Genomic DNA, 21340 nt, shown 5'->3' on the forward strand with positions numbered 1-21340 from the left:
ATTTTTTTTTAAAATTCTAGTTTTACTCCTAGGGTTATTGTCTTAGCATAAGGATATTGGCCAGAAGCAAAGCCTTGGGAAACTGAACCTAGCCCACTACCAGCAGTAAAGTTATTTACCTCTGGATCACCCAAAGTAAAGTCTGACCAAAGGAAGAGGTTTGTTCCGGTGGCGTATACACTCATTGCGCTGAACACATTGCTAAGGCCTCCTGATTCCAGAGGAACGTTATAATTTAAGGTCATGGTTTTTAATCTTAAATAGGAACCATCTTCAATATTTAAGCTACTATTAGGGTTAAAAAGACTGTTTGACGGACCTGCTCTAGGAATATCTGAGTTTTCATTTACTCCATCTATCCAACGCTGCATAACAATAGGATCCACATTTTGCTCACCTCTACCAAAATAAGCTGTTTGAGTTCTTACATTAAAAATTTCTGCACCATAGCTACCATGGAAAAACACATCCAACGAAAGGTTTTTATAGGTAAAGGTATTTCTAAACCCTCCATAAAAATCCGGGATAGGGCTACCTAATACCACAAAATCCTCATCATTAATGTTCGAGTCTCCATTGATATCCTCGTACCTTGGCCCACCAATAAACGAAACCCCCTGTCTTCCGTCCTCTATAATCTCATCAGCCGTCTTATAAGTACCCAAGTATCTTGCCCCTACAAAGGTGGGCAACGCTTCTCCCACGATCAACCTAGCCGAATTACCTCCTTGATTACCAGTAGACTGAAGCGATATATATTCTTGATCATCCAACTCCAATATCTCACTCTTATTGGAAGATACGCTGATATTGGACTCCCAGGTAAAGTTATTGTTCTGTATATTGATTGTATTCAGACCGAATTCAAATCCCCGATTTTCTACAGAACCTAAATTCTGCAATTGAGTAGTAGAATTGGCTCCAACCTGGCCGGATAATGCCACTGATAAAAGCAGATCTTCCGTTGTTTTTTTGTAATAATCCGCTTCAAAAGAAATCCTATTGTTCAAAAAGCCAAGTTCCAGACCTAGATCCAATTGCTTTGTTGTTTCCCAGGTTAGGCCACTACTAGGAACCTGCCCAACGAGCACCCCGTTGACCAAAGATCCGTTAAATACGGTTGTTGTGTTAGCATAAGTTGCAATGGAATTGTAAGCGGCAACCCCTTGTTCCCCAACGATACCATAGCTCCCTCTAATTTTAAACCTGTTTATAACACCGGAGTCTATCATGAACTCTTCCTCATCAACATTCCAAGCTGCACCTACCGAAGGGAAAAATGCATATTTGTTCCCCGTCTCAAATACAGAAGATCCGTCATACCTGCCTACCAATGTGAGCAAGTATTTACTTTTATAACCGTAGTTGACCCGACCCAGGAAGGAGGTCAATGTGCGCTGTCCGTAGCCAGAACCAACCTTCGCAGTTTCCGAATCACCCAAGGCCAAATTATTGAAAAGCACGACGTCATTCGGAAAATTATCGGCCTCGGCAAACGTACTTTCGTTATTGTCTTTCTGCCATGTAAAACCACCTAATATTTTTAGGGAATGGTCCTCAAGATCCAAATTATAATTAACCGTATTCTCATTCAAGATACTTTTGGAGAAATTGGTATTGATCCTTCCATAACCACCGTTAACGCGTTCAGGCAAAATACCTGGCAAATAGTTGTTCTGCTTAACATAATTTAATTGCGCGCCAAAAGTAGATTTAAAAGATAGATTTTTCGCTATTTCATACTCCGCATACGCATTGGTTATGATCTGGGTAACCAAATCATGATCTTCCCTATATTGAATATCCGCTTCCGGGTTTCTCTCTAGGCCAGCACTTATAGGGTTTTCAAATGAGAAACTTCCATCATCAAGGTAAACAGGCCTTATAGGTAGTACACTGGAAACAATATTCCCATAATCTACTTTATTATTCTCTATTTTATAATGTGTTAGATTTGTTCTGATGCCTGTCTTAAGCCTATCCGAAACCTTCACGTCCACATTGGTTCTGAAGTTCACCCTTTCCAGACCAGATCCCCTTAACAAACCCTTTTGATTGTAATAATTTCCAGAGATAAAATAATTGGCGTTTTCAGAATTTCCAGTAATGGATAAATCGGTATTGGAGATAGATCCTGGCTGCTCTACCAAATCCAACCAATCGGTTGTGGTGGTATTTTCAGGGTCTAAAACCAAGGGCAGTGAAGTATCGGTAAAACCGAAACCATCAGGTCCAGGTACAAACTGATAAGATTCATTTTTGTAATCAATAAAATCCTGTCCGCCCAATATATTGATCCTATTGGCTGTTTCTTGAATACTTTGGTAATGATTAATAGCAATTACAGGCTTTCCAGGAGCCATGCCTTTACCAATTTTGGTTGTAATCAAGATAACACCGGAAGCACCCCTGGTTCCATAGATTGATAGGGCGGTAGCGTCCTTTAAAATCTCAACAGATTCAATATCATTGACATTAATCGTATTAAGGTTAAATCCGGTACCCGCTATAAACCCATCTACAACATACAAGGGGTCATTATTACCATTAATAGAACTATTACCCCTGATACGAATAGTAGCACCTGTACCTGGTGTTCCGTTGTTAGAGGTTACCTCTACCCCGGTAGCCCTACCCTGTAAGGCCTGGTCTACCCTGGCTACAGGCTGATTTTCCAAAACATCTGATTTAATGGAGGCTACGGAAGATACCAAATCTTTTTTGGTAGAGGTACCATATCCAATGACCACCACCTCATCCAATAAGGAAACATCTTCCAGAAGCACTACATCAATAGTAGTGGACTTTCCCACCGGCATGCTTTGGGCAATAAAGCCCAAATACCTAAATTCCAAAACTGCCCCTTCGGGTGCCGCAATAGAATAATTTCCGTCAAAATCCGCAACGGCACCTGTAGTAGTTCCCTTAACTAAGACATTCACTCCAGGGAGGGGCTGACCAGTTTCATCGGCAACAGTTCCGCTTATAATTTGCTGAGCTTGAAGCGATACAATACTGAAAAACAGTAGTAGCAATAAAATCCTTTTTAATTTCATATTGGTATATGTTGGTTAATATTAAAACCGATTATTCCACAACAATCGACATGGTGTAAATATAAATTGGGACATAGGACTACAAATCCCAATTTGGTGCAATAATGTTGCATTTCCTTGATTTAAAGGCCTCAATAGCCTATTTTGCAACATATTTACCCACAATATTTAACATTAGCCACCCTTGTTTCGGCATAAGGACCGTTATTTTTAACATTTCTTAACATTATCATGGCATTAACCAAGCGTATTCATTAAAAGCTCTGGCTAAAACCTGGTAGCAGCTCCTAGCTATGAAGTACATACCATTTTACTTTTTTGCATTGTTAATCCACTTAAGCTGTTTGGCCCAAGGGAATAACACCAACCTTCAAAAGCTGAATATAGATGGTGTACCCTTTAACAAAAAGACCAATATTGTTTTTGAGGATCACTTGGGGTTCCTTTGGCTTGGAACAGATAGTGGCCTATATAGATATGATGGGCATTCTCTTGTAGAAAACCAATACGATGTATTTGATGAGCATTCCATACCCAACAATAGTATAAATTCAATAGTTGAAGATGACCTTGGAAACTTATGGATCGGAAGTGAAAGCTATTTAACACACTACAACAGAAAGTCCAATAAGTTTAAAGGATATTACAAAAACAATACTACCATTGTCCTGGGAAAATCTTCAGACGGAACTATTTGGGCCAATTTAAGGAATACGGGGATTGTAAAAATTACCCCCAGTGAGGTAGTAGAAAAAATTAAATTTGAAACCGAATTCAACTACAAACAGAAAGAAAAAATCTGGGCCGACAAAAAACAAATCAACAGCTTCTCTGAAGATATATTCGGCAGAACTTGGTTTGCCACACCCAATGGCATTCTCCTACTGGGATTTGAAAATCGTTTGGTTGAAACTGGTTTCACAAAGAACACCCAAGTCTTAATAAAAACCAAAAACAACAACTTCATCGCAGCCACTAATGAAGGTATATTTGTTCTGGGTTATGAAAAGGACAATTCCAGACTGGAAATACTGGAAACATACACCCATCTGACCGATAATGGGCCTAACGAACAGAAATTAAATTCATTGAGCCTAGACAAGGAAACCTCCGTCTTATGGATTGGAACACAAGCCGGGCTTATAAAAGGAATTAGAATGAACAATAGGTATTCCTTTGAAAAAATGAACAATACCAACCACAACAGGAAACTATACGACGACAGGATCAATGCTTTAATAAATGATAGATATAATAATTTATGGATTGCCACGAACAAAGGGGTAGATAAATATATAGGAAGGACCTCTATTTTCAACTATACCTCTATAGATGAAAACCTCAACAATTTCTTCCCTAAATCCCTTTACAAGGAGAGCGGCCAAGACATCCTATTATCAATCAACAACAAAGGATTGTACAGGTATAACCAAAAATTGAACAGTAACCAATTATTACTTCCAATAGGCAATTATCCCATTATAGCAAGAAAAGATTTTGAAGAAAAAGAACTTCTTGTAGGAGTAGGCGGACATCTTTTAAAATCCAATAATTATAACCGCAAAAATAAGGCGTTGGAAATGGATACTCTTAAAAGCTTCTCCAAAGACATAGTAGACATAATTCCTTTAAACAAAAATGAAATATGGGTAGGATTATGGGGTGGTGGTATAGACATACTAAATTCCGAGGCAAGTATTTCCGAATTCAAACTCAAAACTATCTCCAATTTATTGGGAAAGAATGTTTCGGTAATGCACTTGGATAAAAAGCAGAACTTATGGATCGGGACCCGGGGAGACGGACTTTTTAAAATTGACCTCATTAATGATGACATAGAAATATTTAATCCTTCCATCAAGGATGGCCTTTCGTCCAATGCCATTCTATGTTTGTTGGAAACTGGAAAAGGTGACCTATGGATCGGCACAAGAGGCGGCGGCCTAAATTTTTATAGTAGCAAAACCCAAACCATACAATCCTTTAGTAAAAAAACGGGGCTATTATCTACCACTGTTTCCAGTATAGAAGCCGACAATTCTGGTCATTTGTGGCTTAGTACACAGGGTGGAATTTCTAGATTTGATGTCGCTAAAAAAAAATTCGTGAATTTCGGCATGGAGGATGGTCTTACTGAAAGCCATTTCATTTTCAACTCCTATGCCAAGGACAAAGATGGAACCATGTACTTTGGCTGTCCTGGTGGATTTTACAGTGTTGCTACAGAAAATTACGAAAAAACGGACCTTATTCCCAATACCATTATCACCAAATTCCACATCCTGAGCAATGAATCTGCTGAATCTCCAATGGACTTTTCTTTCACCCTTGAGAGCTTAGGGCCTTCTGAAAAATTGGAACTCCCCTACAACAGCAATAATATTGCCATTGAATTTTCTTCTTTGGATTTAACTGCCCCAAATAAAAACGAATATGCCTATAAGCTGGCAGGCATTAACGACTTTTGGCACCAAACCAAGGCTTCGAATAGAAATGCCAATTATAATGACCTGCCCCCAGGCAATTATACCTTTAAGGTAAAAAGCTCCAATAGTGACGGTGTTTGGAATACTACCCCAACGCAACTAAGCTTTGTGATTGCACCTCCCTACTGGAGAAGTAACTTGGCTTACTTCATTTACGCCGTGCTTTTGGCAATTTGTATATACATTACCTATTTACTAGTGCAGCGATGGTACACATTGAAGAAAAATTTGGTTACCGAGACCATAAGCCGGGAAAAGGACAATGAAATAAACCGAATGAAAATGGTATTTTTCACGGATATCTCCCATGAGTTGCGTACACCGTTGTCCCTAATTCTTGGAACAATAGAAAAAGTAGTAAAAGAAAAGCAATTTACCTTAAGTCCGTTAACTTCCCAACGCATCTATAACAATACCCTTAGAATGCACAGGCTGATAAATCAAATCATGGACATTAGAAAATTTGACGAAGGCAAACTCAAATTGAGAATTTCCAAAAATGATATCGTAAGGGACATACATACAATTAAAAATGCTTTCAACGATTTTGCGAGAATTTATGAAATAAAATACGACTTTATATGTAACAAGGAAGAAATCCGGGGATGGTATGATGTGGACATAATGGAAAAAATACTTTTCAATCTACTTTCAAATGCATTTAAACACACCCTTAAAAAAGGAGAAATAAGTGTTACGCTGGAAGTTGCAAATATGAACGACAACGATTTTATAAGGCTGCATAGAAAAAAGGGCGAGTATATTAAATGTTCCGTCAGGGATAACGGAATTGGTATTCCCAAAAAAGATCTTCCCCATATTTTCGATAGATATTATCAAGCAACAAAGACCTATAGCAACCAAATTCCAGGTACCGGAATAGGGATGGAATTGGTACAAAAGCTTGTGGAAAGACATCATGGCAAAATCATAGTTGAAAGTGAGGAAGGGGTATTTACAGAATTCAGCTTCTTTCTCCCAATCCACAAGAATGCCTTCGACAAAAAGGAAAGAATAGATACTGGCAAACCTCTAACAAGAAATTTTATCCATAATTCCGAATTCCAGATTATTGACGAGGTCTCTTCTGAATTCGAAGCAAAATCAGAGTCAGAAGGTAAGGACAAACCCAAGGTGCTATTGGTTGAGGACAATGATGACTTAAGATTTATGGTGAAAGAGGAATTAAAGGATGATTTCAATATAATTGAGGCCTCTAATGGACAAGAAGGCTACGAAACCATTCTTAAGGAAAAACCCCAATTGATTATATGCGATATACTAATGCCAATTGAAGATGGTGTATCCATGCTGAAAAGGGTCAAGGACAATGATGAGATAAACTCTATTCCCATTTTTATGCTGACCGCTAAAAACTCGGAAGAGACAAAGATAAAATGCCTGAGTTTGGGAGCAGAGGATTATATTGAAAAACCATTTAGTTTAGAATTTGTAAAATGGAAAGTAAAAAATGCCCTTATGACCCGACAGGAACTCAAAGAAAAGTATAGCAAAATAATTACCACAGAACCTCAAGAAATTGAAGTGGATTCCCAAGATGAAAAATTTATTAAAAAACTTGTTCAAATTATAGAAGGTTCTATGGATGATAATTTGCTAAGTGTGGAGTATCTGGCCTCGGAAGTGGGGATGAGCAGGGCAAACCTTTATAGAAAGGTACAGACTATTATGGACGATACGCCAGTAAACTTCATTAAACAAATACGTTTAAAAAGAGCCGCCCAGCTCCTCAGAAAAAACCAAATGTACATTTCAGAAGTAGCCTATATGACAGGGTTCAGCAATCAAAAATACTTCAGCAAATGTTTCAGTAAGGAGTACGGCAAAAGTCCAACGGAATATGCAAAGCAGTTTTCAAAGGATGTGGCAACAAATAAAAAGGACTTGGTGCCTTAATGTAAGGCGGCTTATTAATTATTTTTAACATAAATTAGACCCTATATCCTCTAAAATATCAAATAGCTATAGTATCATGAATCGCATAAGACCATACCTCCCCGCCATTGCTTTGGCAATAATGTGTACATTACACTCCTGCAAATCCCCAAAAGAGAACGAGCCAAACAAAGCACTTCCCAATATAGTTCTAATAAATGTAGATGATTTGGGCTGGAAGGATTTAGGGTTTATGGGCAGTGAGTATTATGAAACACCCCATTTGGACGCTTTGGCCAAAGAAGGTATGGTATTTTACAATGCTTACGCAGGAGCTGCAAATTGCGCCCCCAGCCGTGCCTGCCTCCTATCCGGACTTAATACTCCGCGACACGGCGTTTATACAGTAAGCCCTTCGGATAGGGGCAATCCCAAGACACGAAAACTTATTCCAATAAAAAATACTGACCATCTAAATGACAGCATATACACACTCCCCAACATGCTAAAATCGGCCGGATATATTACCGGAAGTTTCGGGAAATGGCACGTAGGGAACGACCCTAAAGAACAGGGGATAGATGTAAATGTTGGCGGAAGTGCCAGAGGAAACCCAGGAAGCGGGGGCTACTTTTCGCCATATAAAATAGATCATATCACCAATGGCCCCGATGGGGAGTATTTAACGGACCGCATTACCAAAGAGGCCATCTCTTTTGTAGAAAAATACAAGGACACCACCTTTTTTCTCTACCTCCCCTACTATACCGTACATACCCCAATTATGGGAAAAGAGGAACTGATTGAAAAATTTAAGGACAAAAAGGGATCCAATGGACAAAACAGGGCCGATTATGCCGCTATGGTGGCCTCTATGGATGAAAACGTGGGCAAACTACTTTCCACACTAAAAGCAAACGGACTGGAAAAGAATACTTTGGTAATATTTACCTCGGACAATGGTGGCATTAGGGCCATATCCGAACAAAACCCCTTACGTGCAGGAAAAGGTTCTTATTATGAAGGAGGAATACGCGTACCTTTACTGATGAAATGGCCTGGAAAAATAGAACCTAATTCCAGCTCTACCGCCCGTGTAAGTAATCTGGACTTTTACCCCACCCTACAAAATATTGTAAGCCCAGAGAAAAAGGCTTTGCTACTGGCCGGAATTGACCTCAAACCCATTTTTGAGGACAAAACCCAAGTGGAAAGGGACCTATTCTTTCATTTTCCTATCTACCTTCAGGAATACCAGGGTTTACAGGATGGTAGTCGCGACCCATTGTTCCGTACCCGCCCAGGTTCAGTAATTATTTCCGGCGACTGGAAACTGCATGAATATTTTGAGGACGGGGCATTGGAACTTTACAATTTAAAATCGGACCCTAGCGAAGAAAATAATGTTGCCGAACAAAATCCGGATAAAACTCAGGAACTCTTTAAAAAACTAGTGGATTGGCGCAAAGCAACCAATGCCAAGGTTCCAAGCCAAAGCAATCCAGAATACGATGTCGCTATTGAACAACAGAAAATCAAAGAAAAAAGTCTGCGATAAAAATTCCTACTTTCTAGATTCCACGGTCGTTTGTTTTAGAAAAGCAATTCATTATCTTAGAAGCTAAACAAATTGCCATGCCAACCTACCACCTCAACGTCAATGGTTCCCAAAAAATGGTCGAGACGGAAGCCGACACCCCTTTACTATATGTCTTACGAGACTATCTGGAACTTAATGGTCCAAAATTTGGTTGTGGACTTGCACAATGTGGGTCATGTCATATCCTCATAAATGGAAATGTTGCAACCAGTTGTACGCTACCTATAGCATCTATTGGGGAAGCTGAAATAACCACTTTGGAAGGCTTGGCAAGTGGTAATGAAAAATTACATAAGGTTCAGCAGGCATTTTTGGACGAGCAGGCTGCCCAATGTGGCTATTGCCTCAATGGGATGGTAATTACAACTGTGGGCCTACTTAACAAAAACCCAAATCCCACTGATGTGGAAATCAGAAATGCCTTGCAGGGCAACCTCTGCCGTTGCGGCACACACAGCAGGATCATCCGAGCTATTAAAACCGCAGCTAAAAACCTATAAACTTACTCCGTTATGACAACTTTGCACCTTAAATCACGAAGAAGATTCCTCAAAAACATGGGCTTTATAAGTGTTGGGTTTTCTCTGCTGGGCTCCTGTTTGGAAGTGGAAGACCCTTCAATGGCGACCCGAATGGATTTTGAAGGAAAGCTACCTGGCAGTATGGGACATGCAAAAACCGTTAACGCCTGGTTGGAAATATTGGAGGATGGCAACATTAGGGTCTTATCAGGAAAGGTGGAATTAGGACAGGGAATCCGTACCGCCATCCAACAAGTAGCGGCAGAAGAGCTGGATATGGATCTGGAAAAAGTACTGGTACATCTTGCGGAGACTGGAAGAACACCAAATGAAGGTTATACTGGAGCCAGTGCTTCCATTCAAAACAGTGCCATGTCCGTTCGTTATGCAGCGGCAACGGCGAGACAGGAATTATTGGCCCTGGCAAGTAAAAAACTAAATACCCCCATTGATGACCTTTTACTATACAACGGCATTATTAAATCCAAACAGAGCAGAAAATCCCTGACTTTTGCCGAGATACTTGAAGGTGAACAAATAGAAAAGGAAGTAATGCTTCCAATTCCCATAAAAGACTACAGGGAACATCGCTATGTTGGAAAATCCATACCAAGACCAGATATAGGGGAAATGGTAAGGGGGCAGCCGACCTACATTCAAGACCTGCGCTTCCCCGGTATGGTGCATGCCAGGGTGGTGAGACCCTCAGGATATGAATCCAAGCTAGTCTCCATGAATGGGACCGGACTAATAGACGAGGTATCGGGAGTACTTAAAACAGTGGTGAAAGGAAGTTTTGTGGGGGTGATTGCAGAAAGGGAACATCAGGCCATTCAAGCATCGCAATATCTTAAGAACAACTCCGAATGGACTTCGGCCAAACCGTTTCCGGAATCCGAAAGTCTTTATGACTACATCAAGGGAATGGCAAATGCTCCAGAAACGGTTAAAAATGAAGGTGATGTAGCGAAGGCAATCAATAGCGTGGAAACCGTTAAATCAATATTTACAAAGCCCTACATAAAGCACGCCTCTTTAGGTCCGGCCTGTGGAATAGCGATGTTTAACGGGGATGTATTGCATATCTGGTCCCATAGTCAAGGGATATATCCTTTGCGGGAAGGATTGGCGACCATGTTAAATATGGATCCCGATAAAATTCATATTACGAGTGTCCCTGGAGCAGGATGTTTTGGCCATAGCACTGCCGATGATGCCGCAACCGATGCAGCACTTTTGGCATTGGAATACCCAGGAAAGCACCTACGCGTACAATGGTCCAGACAGGACGAACATATCTGGGATCCCTATGGCCCGGCCATGATTACGGAAATTGAAGCCAGTCTGGATGAAAACCATAAAATAAATTCCTGGAATGTAGAGGTGTGGACCGATTCCCACAGCACTCGCCCCAATAGAGATGCCGGGACATTATTGGCCGCTCGGTATTTGGAGCCTCCTATACAGATGAAGTCGAGAGGGTATTTGGGAGGGGGTCATAGAAATGCAGATCCGTATTATACCATTCCCAATTTAAGGGTAAACGCCCACTACTACAATGGCCCATTCCGGGTGTCATCCCTGCGGAGCTTAGGGTCATTTGCAAATATCTTTGCCGTGGAATCGTTTATGGATGTTATGGCCGACAAGGCCGGACAAGACCCCTTGGAATTCCGACTAAACCACTTGGAAGATGAAAGGGCCATAGCGGTAATCCAAAAAGTGCAAGCCCTTACCAGCGCACAAAATAAAGAAGATGGTGAAGGGATTGGGTATGCCTTTATGAGGTATAAAAATACAGACGCCTATATTGCCGTTGCGGCCAAGGTTACGGTGGATAAAAATAATGGTAATGTGGGTCTTATTAAAATGTGGGCAGCGGTAGACGTAGGGGAGGTAATCAATATGGATGGACTCACCAATCAAATTGAAGGCGGGATGATCCAGGCAGCCAGCTGGACCCTAAAAGAGGAGGTGACGTTCAATACAACAGAAATAACTAGTACAGATTGGATAAAATATCCCATTCTAAAATTTTCTGAAGTCCCTGAAGTGGAGGTGACCATTATAAACCGTCCAAGCGAAAATGCCAAAGGTGCCGGGGAAGTCCCAGTTCCGCCAACGGCTGCGGCAATAGCCAATGCCATCTATAATGCCTCTGGCTTCCGTATTAATGATCTACCGATAACGCCAGAGAAAATTTTGAAATCCTAAGGAGGGTCATGGTCTAGACAAAGCCAGACAGGAGACACCTTTATTTTGGGAATAGCTTTTGGGATTACCACCATAACACCATAAAACTAGAACCTTTCCTTGTAATTTCGTTTCGCCAGACTTCAGTCTTATCGGCTTAAAGGCCTGCCCATGCAGGGATAAATCCGCTTATAAGACAAAAGGAGCATTCCTTAATTATATTGGAACACTCCTTTGTAGCTATAAAATCTTCCAAATTATGTCAAGGAAGATATTAAATGGGGAACTTAATTTATTTCATAACCGTAATTATAATCTATAACAATATCATCGGCATATAATTTACCGTCTTTTTCCTTAACTTTTGCGGATGCCGGTATCATAACCAATAAACGCGAGGACTCCCCTTCAATATTAAAAGTAAAATCGAATTTCGTCTTTTGGGAAATAAACTTACGTTCAACAGCATCGTAAATCTTTAAGTCTTTGTCGCCAATTGAGATGATGACCTCTTTACTTTCCGCATTGGGATTGTAATATAAATAACTTGGGTATGCTTCTTCACGATAAAAATCGGTAGCCAATAAATCCAATTGAAGTATATTTTCAACATTGGTTTTGGAAATAATAGCCCCGGCAACACCCACATGACCACTACCGTAAACACTGAATTGGGAAACTTTCGGATTGTCCTTATTCCATTTCATACCATCACCAATAGCTACCGGTGCCGCTATATCCAAATACAATCCCTCTTCTTCATAATGCGAACTTTTTATAAGGCCTTCATAAGCAATTACGCCTTTAGTGTGTTCTTTCTCTTCAGGTATCGTTTGATGGTCATCCGGTATTTCGTATGGGTAAAATAACCTAGAAGCATTAGCGGCATTTAGCATCCATTTCCCGATGGTATTGGCGTACCGTTGATCATAACGCACCATAGGAACCAGTGGCCACATAGCGTCATAGGTATTCATTAAAAAAGCAAAACCTCCATTATGGGTTGTACTTCCCACTAGCCCGGAAACGTCATATCCGTTCCAATTATCCACAAGCACACCCCAACCCTCCCGGCAAGCGGAATTGCCATCAAAGGTCCAATCCAAAACTTCTGAAAAATCATAATTGGTCCCCTGCTCCGCATTCATTCTAGCGGCAACATAAGCCCCAAAAGGCATCAAAATTTCATAGAAATAGTTTTCCTTCTGATTTAAAAGTGCTTCCAAGGATGATTTGGCCCCTTCCAAATACTTTGGATCATTAAATTTTTGGTAAGCTGAATAGAGTACAAAGGCATGACCCGCTGCCGCATCTTGTTGAGTACATATCCATGTCTTATTGGGTTGCATGGTAGCATAATCAAAAAAGGAATAATCGTAGTTACCGTTTAGTACGGAGTCGGCTTCATAAAACTTATCTGCCACTGACCTTAGAATGGTATCGTATTCTGTTGCCTGTGGATAAAGATCGGCAACGGCATAAAACATAACATTGGGATATACATCATACCACCAATCCCGGGCATAGCCACCACCAAGCTGAGCCACTTCGGGTCCGGTATTGTTCATCATTATGTTCCAATTGGTTTCACTATTGTAGTAGTTCTTTAACATCCTTAAATAGTTTTCACCGTTTTGGTTGGTCTTGTCAATGCCCACCAAGCTTGCCCCTAGTACAGACCCAATACTTGCAAGCGATTCGTGAAAAATACCGTCATAATGTTCCTGGCCCTGTCTAACATCGCCCATGGCAGTATAAATTCCGTAGGTTTCTTGGTCAAAATTTTTTCTAGAATTATCCTTCCAAACTAAAGGCCAATATTCCCCTGTTTGATTTTCATCGTATACCTTTTTGTCATAATCTTTTGCCAAGCTGTTAAAATCCAAAATTTTGAAGGGCTTTGGCAGGTTAGGCATGGAATCGATCCGTTGAACACCTGCCTGGGCTATCGGATTGGAAACCTCAAATAGATCCCCTTTACTTGCATTTTTACATGAATTAAGTCCAAGACTTAAAGTTAATAAAAGGACTATATAACGATTAAATATTTTCATTTTCTAATTTAGTTTGTTGTTTTAACAATTGTTTTGCGATCATTATTGCCAATAGCTGCAATGTCCCAATTATTAACAGAGCATAGCGTAGCGCAATATCGGCGTCTCCAAAATAGGCGATTCCTAGGAATGTACCTGCCCCAATAAGCCTGCCTACGTACAGCCCAAATTCATGATTTAGGATATAGGAGAATTCGTTCCTGTTTTCCAGTTCTGATAGCAGATCAATTACTTTAAGTTGAATTGGAAAATAGGCTATATCCAAAATGGGTCTAGCAATCAGAAGTAGAAATATAAAAATGATCACTCCGATGGAACTAAACAATAAGGCATTGAACAAGGAAGCCAAAAAGAAACATATTAGACCAAAACTAAAAATCATGAGGCGGTGCTTTGGCTTGGATAATTTTCCTAAAATAAGCATTATAATGGCTGCTATTATTGCTCCGATGGATTGGGCCGTGCCCAACGCCCCTTCCGATGCAAAAAATTTCATCATTAAAATGGCTGGGGCCGTAACTATAAAACCCTGGGCCAACCCTTTTAACAAAGCCATTTGGAGCATTTTATTCCAAAGTTTGTGAAACTTGAAATACAGGAACTTCTCGCTCTTGGGCTTTTCGTAAGTCCCAAAATGAAAAATAATTGAAGCAATAATGGTAAAAACAAAGACAGCAGCCGTTACTACCTTATATCCTGAATTTACCCCTTCATTAGTACTGCCATTGCCAGTCATTAAATACCATCCTATAACAATAGGTACCAAAACTGCGGTGGTGGTGTAAAAGAACGTGTCAAGTCCATAATAAAAATTTCTAGTTCTATCCGATGTAGTCGCAAGTACTAGATAATCCCTATTGGACCAATAAAGACCAAAAGACATCCCCATTATGAGTCCAGCCGAAACCAATCCTGAATAAGAAATCTCTTTTAGCGACATCATAAAAATCATGGACACCCCGCTTAGCAACATCCCCAAAGAAAATAATCTTTTAATGTTTACCCTGTTAAGTAAATACCCGTTAATATAAAAAGTAATGGGTATACCCGTATATATGGCCAATTGATACAACATCACCTTTGATGGATCATTGGAGTTCCTCATGATGTAGGATGCCACAAAAATATCTATAACAGGCATAACAAATGCATAGACCAGATTTGTTAGGATCAAAATTTTAGCACTCCTTGAAAAATCCTTTATTCCAATTTTAGCAACAACTCCCATTATTTCTTAAGTGATTTTAGTATTGATTTAATAGAAAGAGTTGCTAGGCATACGTGTTCATCCGAAGCTCCATAATACAACTTTATTTCGTCCCCATGAACCGTATGGCCATTCGTAAAAACTACATTCCCAAAAAATCCGGTTTTTTCATATTCGGCCAATGGTTCCATTATCGGTTCCTCAGACCTTGCAATTACAATTGAGGGATCCTTTAAATCCAGCAACAAAGCCCCCAAACAATATCTATTTTTTTCCGTTGCCCCATGATAGATAGCCAACCACCCATCTTTGGTTTTAATAGGTGAGGCTCCAGCCCCTAGCCTTTTGCTATCAAATTTGGAGGTTCTGGTTTTGGAAATGCATTTGTGATTTCCCCAATGAATACCATCAGGCGATTCAGCTATCCAAATATAATTACCGCCCAATTCAGGACTACTAGGTCTATGCAGTGCATAGAACTTATTATTGATTTTTTCTTCAAAAATGGCACAGTCCTTATTGTGCGGACTAAATATCATGCCTTTCTTATCAAAATCTTTCCAATCCCTGGTAGTTCTCAACCCTACGCCCACCCCATTGGGGCTAACCATGGTATATGTCAAGTAATAGACATCATCAACTTTTGAAACCCTACAGTCTTCAATACCATAACTTTCGTATTCCCCTTCGCCGAACAGTGCCGGATATTCCTCCGACTCCGAGAATGTAATTCCATCATCGCTAAAAAGTAATCTAAGATGGGAAATAGTAGTTAGGTAATCCACTCCGTCATAATTGATGACCCTTGCATCTGAAGCATCCAACTTGGGGTCATCCAGCTTAAAATCCAAAATCTCTACCTTTCCAAAATCGTTATAAAAAGGAACGGATATTAGACCGTCTTTTTTGACAGTTCTCTCGGCAACACGAACTAAAAGTCCAATTTTTCCATTAAATTCGAATGTCCCCGGATTAAGCAAACATTCAATAAGCATATTCTTATTGCTTGGCTTTAAATCTTTGGGAGACAATAATGGATTTTTACTATATCTATTTGCAATATCTGTCATTTTCCGTTCAGTTCTAGGGTGGGTAAAGTTTTTGAAAAGAGAAGTAGTATATAGAATTCATACTACTTCTCAACTCCAACAAAACTTAACAATCAACTCAATAATTTATGTTTTTGATTTATTTTAATAACCCGGGTTCTGAGTAATTGATCCTCCAGACTTATCAATATCCCTTTGTGGTATTGGGAACAAATAATTATAGTCTTGAAAATTTCTCCCCAAATCGGATAATACCGTTTTTGCCGTCCCCCATCTTTTTAAATCATTGAACCTATGGGATTCAAAACCAAGCTCCACTCTTCTTTCAGACATTATCCATCCTAAAATTTCGGCTGCATTTGTTGAGGCAGGTCTATCTGCCAATGTACCTGGAGGCACTATTGAACCGTCTGCAGTAACGCTGGTCCTAGCCCTATTTCTAATTTGGTTTATAATGTCGACCGCTCCTACATAATCCCCTGTTTCATTGAGTGCTTCTGCTTTCCATAGCAGGACATCGGCGTAGCGGATATAGACTTTGTTGCCATAATCTATCATATCTGTGGTAGATCCTATTATCTTGAAAGAACGTTTATCGTCAGGATTGGCAGTAGTGGTATATAGCAATCTTGGGTCATTTGCTTCAAAGGCCGCCACAAAATCATCCGTTGGTGCAAAAAATCCCCAACCAATAACAAATCTCAATCCATTAGTATTGTTAGGCGTTTCGTCTGAACGATGATCGTAGGCAAAAATCACTTCATTGTCAGCGAATTCCATTTCGGCGTTAAAACTATCAAAATAATTAGCATTGAGACTGTAATTTCCAAGGGCATCCAATTCCGCAATCGTGCTGAGTACTGAGGACCAATTCTCATTAAATAATGCAACTTTTGCCTGCAATGCAATTATGGCTCCTTTGGAAACTCTCCATGGTTCTGCCGGATCGGGGTACTTGGCGTTGGTTGCCAATGATTTTGCCAGGGCAATATCGGAGTTCACCTGGTTCATAACCTCTTCTTTTGGTGCTCTAATGGCTACGGCCAAGGCTTCCTCAAAAGAATCTGGAGTTGCACTAATTAACGGTACATCGCCAAAATTATTCACCAAATCAAAATAGTAGTAGGCCCTTAAAAAATGTGCTTCTGACAAAAGTTGATTTTTTCGGGCATCGGTCATGCCTGCCGATTGGACGGTAGCCGCATCGGATAAAAATCCTATTGCCAAATTGGCCCTGTTTATTCCAATATAGTCATAAACCCAAATTCCATTAAAAGCTTGGTTTTCCGGTGTAAAAGTGTAGTTACCCACTTCATCCATCCAGGGCTGATCTCCATCGGGATTCCATTTTTTATTCATGTCATTGGATGCGATATCCTGTAATACAATGTCATTTCTAAATACGGTCCCCAAATCCCATCTCCAACCTGGAATAACACCGTTCAAAGTGTTTTTTAAAGGTTGGTATATTGAGCTTACCGAAGCTTCAAGGGTCACCAAAGCCAAGTCATTGTCCACGATGTCCTCCGTTAGTAGCCCAATTGGCTCTTTTTCCAATTCATCCATACAACCCACTGCAAGCGATGATATGAAAAGGACAATTAGTATTCTGTTAAATATATTTTTCATGATTACTATTTTTTTAAATTAAAATTTAACGTTTACACCAAACATGAAGGATGTAGAAAGTGGGTAGGTACCCTTATCCACCAAATCAGATGCTTCGGGATCCAAACCTGTATAATTGGTAGAGGTAAGGAGATTTCTACCGGATATATAGAGTCGTGCGCTGTCGAACCCTTGAACGCCATCTATGGTATAACCAATTTCAATATTTTTCAAACGGAAGTAAGAGGCGTCTTCAACAAAGATACTTGAGACCTTGCTACTACCATTATCCTCAAAAGCAACCCTTGGAATACTATTGGTACTGCCTTCTCCGTCCCAAGCCCCTAAAATAGCCGTAGTATAATTAAAAGGTCTTGTATCAAAATCTATGATCTTTTTTCCGTCATTATATCTATCGATACCCTCTACTCCCTGAAAAAGCACGGACATGTCAAATCCTTTGTATTCCCCAGTTAGGAAGATACCATAAGTAAGATCCGGGATAGAGGATCCTATAAATTCGCGATCAAAATCCGGACTTATTTTCCCATCCCCATTAATATCCTTGAACCTAATGTCCCCTGGTTTGGAATTCCCTTCCAAAAATAAATGACTATCTATTTCTGCCTGATTCTGGTAAATCCCTTCCATTCTGTAACCGTAATAGGCATCCAAAGGCTGACCAACTACCGTTCTGGATTCGTTATTGACTATATTGGGCACATTTGGATGCAGTTTTTCAACATTGTTGGTTACCGTTGAAAGGTTCGCATTGATATTATATTTAAACTCTCGTTCTGAATTTCTAAAATTGACTGAAAATTCAAATCCCTTATTGCTCACCTCACCGGCATTGACTATGGTTGGCTGCAAATCGCCAAGGAAACCAGGTAAGCCTATAGGTAACAATATGTCTGTTGTGCTTTTGTCAAAATATTCCGCTGTAACACCTACTTTGTTATTAAAAAGACCCACGTCGATTCCAAAGTTGGCCTGAGTGGTAGTTTCCCATTTTAGATCGGGATTACCATAGCGTACTCTTCTAACAATACCTTCCGTTTGTTCTATTAATTCAGCATAAGTGTAATTGTCTATATTTTGATTCCCCAGTTGACCCCAACTAGCTCTTAATTTTAAATCGGACAACCAATCTACCTCACTTAAAAAATCTTCCCTTGATAGTGTCCAACCACCAGAAACCGATGGAAAATATCCCCAACGATTATTTTCGGCAAACCTTGATGACGCATCCGCTCTTAAATTGGCGGTTATCATGTATTTATTGTCATAGGAATATGTAGTAGACCCAAAATAGGAGAACAGAGCAGATTCAGTACCTGCACCTGCGTTATTTTCGTCCAAGCCTTCTCCGCCATAGGACAAATATCTAAACTCGTCTATGGAATATGGGAAACGCGCCCTGCTGGCAACGATGTCCGACTCTGTTTGTGTAACATATTCGGTACCGACCATAGCACTGAAGTCGTGTTTTTCCCCGAACGACTTATTGTAATTTAAGGTATTACTAAAAGTTAGGGCCAAAGATTCCCCTCTTCTTTCACTTAAATTATTGGGTCTGTTCCTTCTTCCCAATCCTTGATCTATAGCACTTCCACCACCATCATCATCTCCGTAATTCTCATTAAACGTTTTGTCATGAAAAAAGGTAAGGTCTACCCCCACATTGGATCTAAAGGTTAATTCTTTATCCTTTAAAAAAGAATACTGACCATATACGTTGCCGAAAGTTTTGAATATTCTGGTCTGGTCATCTGAAAAATAAGCTTGCGCAATGGGATTTCCGACCATTTCGTACATGGTTCTGTTCAATCCTTGATCATAACCGGTAGCTGTAAAGAAAGGCATATCGGTAAAAGGATCTCTTTCGGAATAGGTTGGATCATTTACATCTTTAAAAACGGGTATTACGGGAGCCCTTAACAGCGCAAATCGTATTAAACTTTCCCCTGTAGAAGGTACTTTGTCCTGGGTTGATGAAGACAATTGAACATTGGCCCCAATCTTTAATCTATCCGTTAGGTCGGCATTGATATTTGATCTAAAATTCAATCTTCGGAATTTGTCATTATCATAAACGACTATCCCATTTTCCCCATAGTATCCCAAGGATGTCAAAAATTGAACATTTTCACTACCTCCGCTGGCAGACAACTGTAGGTTTTGGGAACTTCCTCCCTCGAAGAGTTCATCCAGCCAATCGGTATCACCAAAATCTGCCCTGCCCCTATCCGCGGTATATGGATTTGCTCCGGTATATGTATTGTTCCATGCTTTCTCAGTAGTATTTATATATTGTTCGGCATTGAGCATGGTAGGTAGGTTTGAAGCGGATTGAACACCATACCAGTACTCGGCCTCAAGCTTCATTTTTCCTACTGAACCACTTTTAGTGGTAATCAGGACAACACCAGCAGATGCCCTTGAACCGTAGATGGATGCAGCCGCAGCATCTTTTAAAACCGACATGGTTTTTATATCGGACTGGTTCAAAAAGGTAATATCCCGAGACGGTACCCCATCCACAATATATAATGGATCGTTATTTCCAATAGTACCTACTCCACGGATACGAACTTGAATCCCACCACCTGGGGCCCCGCTACTCGAGGCAACCTGTACCCCAGCAACTTGCCCCTGTAATGCTTGGGCGACATTGGAGGTTCTGGCTTTGTTCAAATCATCCACATCCACTACGGAAATTGCCCCGGTTAAAGTAGATTTCTTTAAAGTGGAATACCCTACAAGAACAACTTCATCCAAAGCATTTGCATCTACGGACATGGTAACATTAATTTGGGTTTGTCCATTGACCGGAATCGCCTGGGTCTTATAGCCTATATAGCTAAACAACAATACCGCATTGGTATCCACATTCGAAATGGTGTAATTGCCGTCAAAATCTGTAGAAGTTCCTATGGAGGTTCCTTCTATAATTACGTTTACCCCTGGCAGGGGACCTTCATCATCCGAGACGACGCCGGTAATGTTTTGTGCCAGCAGGGAGCCTCCAAAAAGAATGGCTCCGAGAAAAGTTAGCTTACTAATACAATTTTTCATCATCATAAGAATTGTTTTAAATTTGGTTAATCAAGTTGAGCACTTTTTTTACTCCTAAAAGCAAGTCGGAATAAATTATAACCTGCCTATAAATAGCCAGTTTCAAGTTGAAGTAAAATTAGAAGTAGGGTACACCAAAATGTGTACACTATTTAATCAAAAGTGTACACTAAACTGTAAAATGTTTAAAATGAGAAGATTACACGTGTGCTATAAAGTAGACATAGCCTTAAGCTGATAGTTTTTAGGAGTGATATTATACATTTTCTTAAATTCCCTATAAAAATAGGAACGGTTGTTAAACCCGGATTGATAGCAAACCTCCGAGACCGTAAGTGTATTTTTTCTCAAGAGGGCTGCCGCATGTTTTAATCTTACGGTTCGTATAAGGTCCCCGGGAGAAAAGCCGTATATATATTTAATTTTTCTATAGAGCTGTGAACTACTAATTCCTAATTCTTTCTCTATCAACAAACTTTGAAGGTTTTCATTTTCTATATTGTGCCTGTTGCACAAGTTATGAAAAATTAATATTGGCTTAATATTAAAAAGAGGTCGATTTCGTAACTTAATGTATGCAAGGAAAAAAAGT

11 protein-coding genes are annotated in these 21340 nt (G+C 40.0%); 4 read left to right on the forward strand and 7 right to left on the reverse strand.

What is annotated here, in order from left to right:
* Window positions 1-8 precede the first annotated feature (8 nt).
* Window positions 9-3056, reverse strand: coding sequence for a TonB-dependent receptor (locus tag MWU84_RS17210; RefSeq protein WP_246904059.1), 3048 nt, complete (start codon window positions 3054-3056; stop codon window positions 9-11).
* Between the two features lie 293 nt (window positions 3057-3349).
* Between MWU84_RS17210 and MWU84_RS17215 the strand changes: the two genes are divergently transcribed.
* The 4 genes from MWU84_RS17215 (at window position 3350) to MWU84_RS17230 (ending at window position 11773) form a co-directional block, all read left to right on the forward strand.
* Entirely contained in the window at window positions 3350-7459 is a 4110-nt protein-coding gene (locus tag MWU84_RS17215; protein ID WP_246904060.1) for a two-component regulator propeller domain-containing protein, read from the forward strand.
* Between the two features lie 76 nt (window positions 7460-7535).
* Complete coding sequence (locus MWU84_RS17220) at window positions 7536-8996, forward strand: sulfatase (RefSeq protein ID WP_246904068.1); 1461 nt, start codon at window positions 7536-7538, stop codon at window positions 8994-8996.
* Between the two features lie 77 nt (window positions 8997-9073).
* Entirely contained in the window at window positions 9074-9538 is a 465-nt protein-coding gene (locus MWU84_RS17225) for a (2Fe-2S)-binding protein (protein ID WP_246904069.1), read from the forward strand.
* A 12-nt stretch (window positions 9539-9550) separates the two neighbouring features.
* Window positions 9551-11773, forward strand: coding sequence for a molybdopterin cofactor-binding domain-containing protein (locus tag MWU84_RS17230; protein ID WP_246904071.1), 2223 nt, complete (start codon window positions 9551-9553; stop codon window positions 11771-11773).
* Window positions 11774-12039: 266 nt separating this feature from the next.
* On the opposite strand, the gene MWU84_RS17235 is transcribed toward MWU84_RS17230, so the two are convergent.
* The 6 genes from MWU84_RS17235 to MWU84_RS17260 form a co-directional block, all read right to left on the reverse strand.
* Entirely contained in the window at window positions 12040-13806 is a 1767-nt protein-coding gene (locus MWU84_RS17235; RefSeq protein WP_246904073.1) for a hypothetical protein, read from the reverse strand.
* The gene (locus MWU84_RS17240; protein WP_246904075.1) at window positions 13793-15034 is read right to left on the reverse strand and encodes an MFS transporter; all 1242 of its coding nucleotides are present in this window, start codon (window positions 15032-15034) and stop codon (window positions 13793-13795) included. The genes MWU84_RS17235 and MWU84_RS17240 overlap by 14 nt, the downstream gene beginning before the upstream one ends.
* The gene (locus MWU84_RS17245; RefSeq protein WP_246904084.1) at window positions 15034-16083 is read right to left on the reverse strand and encodes a glycoside hydrolase family 130 protein; all 1050 of its coding nucleotides are present in this window, start codon (window positions 16081-16083) and stop codon (window positions 15034-15036) included. The genes MWU84_RS17240 and MWU84_RS17245 overlap by 1 nt, the downstream gene beginning before the upstream one ends.
* A gap of 123 nt (window positions 16084-16206) precedes the next feature.
* Window positions 16207-17691: a RagB/SusD family nutrient uptake outer membrane protein gene (locus MWU84_RS17250; RefSeq protein ID WP_246904086.1), complete on the reverse strand. Its 1485-nt coding sequence runs from the start codon at window positions 17689-17691 to the stop codon at window positions 16207-16209.
* An 18-nt stretch (window positions 17692-17709) separates the two neighbouring features.
* A complete protein-coding gene (locus MWU84_RS17255) occupies window positions 17710-20754 on the reverse strand; it encodes a TonB-dependent receptor (protein ID WP_246904087.1) in 3045 nt (1014 codons plus the stop codon).
* Between the two features lie 204 nt (window positions 20755-20958).
* A partial coding sequence (locus MWU84_RS17260) for a helix-turn-helix transcriptional regulator (protein ID WP_246904089.1) occupies window positions 20959-21340 on the reverse strand: 382 nt, incomplete at its 5' end.

Source organism: Arenibacter sp. F20364 (genome assembly GCF_023015905.1).
Taxonomy (GTDB): domain Bacteria; phylum Bacteroidota; class Bacteroidia; order Flavobacteriales; family Flavobacteriaceae; genus Arenibacter.